Source organism: Candidatus Hydrogenedentota bacterium (assembly GCA_019695095.1).
Lineage (GTDB): Bacteria > Hydrogenedentota > Hydrogenedentia > Hydrogenedentales > SLHB01 > JAIBAQ01.
Genome location: JAIBAQ010000376.1, coordinates 1 through 2,928, shown reverse-complemented (window position 1 = coordinate 2,928; position 2,928 = coordinate 1). Strand labels below are relative to the sequence as shown.

The following is a 2,928-nucleotide window of genomic DNA, read 5'->3' as shown; positions in this document are numbered from 1 at the left end:
CTCACGCCGTAGCCGCTGTCGAAGCCGCGGATCAGGAACTGATCGTAGAACGTGCCCGGCTGGCTCTGCACGCCGCTGACGTTCTTCACCGCCTCCATCGACGACACCGCGACGCGGTCCGCGATGACCTCCTGCGGCACCACCTGGATCGCCATCGGCGTCTCCAGCAGCGGGGTGTCGGTCTTGGTGCCCGCCGAGGAGTTCTGCGCAACGTAACCCTGCTCGGTGCGCCCCTCCACCTGGATCGGTTCAAGTTCGGTGACTTCATGGGCCCGGGCGACACCGAGCGAAGCGGCCGCCAGGCCGAGCAGCAGGCCGCAACGCACGGCGTCGCGGAGTTTTCCAGACGAGTGGCCAGATATCTTCACGGGATCGCGTCCTCTTGTTTTGAGTTATTGGAGGAATGACTTGCCACGCCGCGGATACACCGACATCGGCGGCTGAGCGTGTCAAAGGCTGTAGAGTCTAGCGGCGCGGACTGTGGGCGGGAATGCGACAAATTGTCGCAGGCAACATCAGATGCGGGGATGGTTCTTCAAAGCTGGGTTTTGGTAATGCGATGGGCGCGGTCACTCTGGCGCTTTGTCTGCGTAACGCAGGTGATGACCGGCACCAGCGCGCAGCGGATGGAGCCAGAATGCACAGCTTTCAGGCGTCCGTCTGGCTAACTTATCAAGGAAGCTTTGATTAATTTCTATAACGTCATTCCCGCGCACGCGGGAATCCAGTAACCCACTGAATCGAAACCTCTGGATTCCGGGTCTACGCTTCGCTGCGCCCGGAATGACGAATTATTCAGAGGTTCATAAGGCGATTTCACTTGATCTCAATGCCTGCCATCCGGGCAAAAGCGACGAAATCAAGCGCGGTATTCTGGTCGTGGACGATACGCCACTGGCCATCCTGCAATTGAAACACATAGGTAAGCCACGTGACGACAGGGGTATCTTCTGGTTTGGCACGATAGTGGATTTGACCAGCGCCATCGCCACATCTTCCCCAACCACCTTGTGGACAACCGAGCCTTCCCATACCCAATTCGTATCTTTAAACCATTGCCGGTGAATTTCGATTGTTTCGGCCGGGGTGATGAAGGCATGCCCATTCTGGACGATCGTATACAGGGTTTCGCCTTTGGTGAGATGAGCCCAAAAATGATGGGTTCGTCAACTATAACGGCATGTTAGATGGCCGCCCTCGTCCGCCTGCGACTGTGCTTAATACGGAGATTCGCAAAAAAGCCAGGGTCATTCCTGAATTCATCGACGACGGCTGAGACGAACGCATCCGAGTATTGGACCATGCCAAACTTCGACTTATAGACCAAGTTCGGGTCAGTGTCGGCCTTGAACTCCTTTCTCGCACATTGAACGTCATAGCTTGTAATCCTGTGCGTACCACCGAGACGTTGGTTGATTACCGAGACGACCTCTTTCTGACGATGTGGATGCGTCTCGTCTGGACTTCGCCAAGCAACGGGCATTGCACCCTCCGCATGAACGAGTCGAGTAGGAATCGACGGTTGAATTGAATCAGATGATTGACTTGTCGTAGCGACCGTAACTAAGGAACCAAGCGGCGCTTCCACCACCTTTCTGATGTTTCCTAGCCATTCCTCACGAAGACAGGATACTTCCCGATCAATACATGCGCGAATATCGTCTGTTGTCCCTGGTTCACTCTTCGCACCATGCCTAAAATAGATCTGTCCGACTGAGAAGGCCGTCTTCTGGCGCCCCGATTCGACTTCATAGGTCCCAACGTTTTGGAATACAAGCGGGTGGCGTACTCCACCAATAGCAATTGCAACTACCTCAGATTCCTGCTTTCTGACTACCGTTAGCTTCAGATCAAGTTGATGAGGTCCTGTATACTTCCTAACTTTGTCCGCCACAACAGCAGGGTCGATCTTGAGTGCCTGACTACAGTCTTGAGGAGAAGGTGATCCGTCATCGCAGAGACCAAGAATGACAACCCCACCCCCGGAATTTGCCATTGCTACGATATCCTTCACGATCTCGCACCAACTACCTGTCGAGTTGACATCGAAGGCCTGCTTGAAGTCCACTTCAGCAGATTCTCTATCAACCGACAGCGCGCGTTGAATTATGTCATCCATCCTATCAGCCGCATTCCGCGCACCATTTACCGTAAAGGTCACGGGCAGAGCGCTGCAGGCGCTGGTCCCGAGTGAGAAGATGCGTTATCAGAATTCAAAACCCGCGCAGCTGAATGGACCGTCCAATGTCCTTGGCCATCTGCTGCGCTCTGTCTACGTCGGGCCGCACCATGCCACTAATCTCAGTACTCCTGCGAGAATCACTGGCTAAGCGTTCTCGACAAAGACCAATCTGCCTGTCTATCTGCGCCGAAAATTGAAGATCAGCCTTGAGTTCAGCAGAGGCCTCCAACTTATACTGTTCAAGCGCCACAACAGCGTCGGCACAGTTGTTCAATTTCAATGCCGCAATTGCCTTTTCATATCTATGTTGCGAGTCCGCGTATACAAGCATGGGAACGAGGAAAATGACTATATATATAGGAAGTTGAACATAGAATAGCGGTGCTTTCATTACGTCGCCCCTCATTTATGCTGGCTCTGAGTTGTTGGTGGATGGTCAGGAAGAATGATCGATATCCCAGACACGGCGCTGTCGTTTGGAGAACTAGATTTATATTCTATTCCCTTAAAAATAGAGAAGCAGATAAGGACGGTGCCAAATAACGAAAAGAATATTCCAGGCGCTCCGCCCCGCAAGCTTAAGGCATACTTTCCAGTTCGCGCTTCCAAGTCGCCCGCTGGCTTGGTCTTGTCTGCAAGAAAGAGTTTGTAACCCATGTATGCGAACCCGAGCCCAACACCAACAATGACGATTTTGTATAAAACCAAAAGGGAAAAGATTAATATGTCGGACATAGCCAAACTCC

General features: G+C 52.8%; 4 protein-coding genes. All 4 read right to left on the bottom strand.

Annotated elements, in window-relative coordinates; genetic code table 11:
• Positions 1 to 155 (bottom strand): Plug domain-containing protein (locus K1Y02_26580; protein ID MBX7259949.1); only part of this gene is annotated, 155 nt, incomplete at its 3' end.
• Positions 156 to 816: 661 nt separating this feature from the next.
• Entirely contained in the window at positions 817 to 1,032 is a 216-nt protein-coding gene (locus tag K1Y02_26575; GenBank protein ID MBX7259948.1) for a hypothetical protein, read from the bottom strand.
• A gap of 151 nt (positions 1,033 to 1,183) precedes the next feature.
• Entirely contained in the window at positions 1,184 to 2,119 is a 936-nt protein-coding gene (locus tag K1Y02_26570; GenBank protein MBX7259947.1) for a putative DNA binding domain-containing protein, read from the bottom strand.
• 465 nt (positions 2,120 to 2,584) lie between these two features.
• On the bottom strand, positions 2,585 to 2,928 hold a 344-nt coding region (locus tag K1Y02_26565), incomplete at its 5' end, for a hypothetical protein (protein ID MBX7259946.1).

Bases quoted from the DNA above. Each gene is read 5' to 3' on its own strand.
- K1Y02_26575 (MBX7259948.1), bottom strand. From the start codon at position 1,032: ATGGGAAGGCTCGGTTGTCCACAAGGTGGTTGGGGAAGATGTGGCGAT.
- K1Y02_26570 (MBX7259947.1), bottom strand. From the start codon at position 2,119: ATGGATGACATAATTCAACGCGCGCTGTCGGTTGATAGAGAATCTGCT.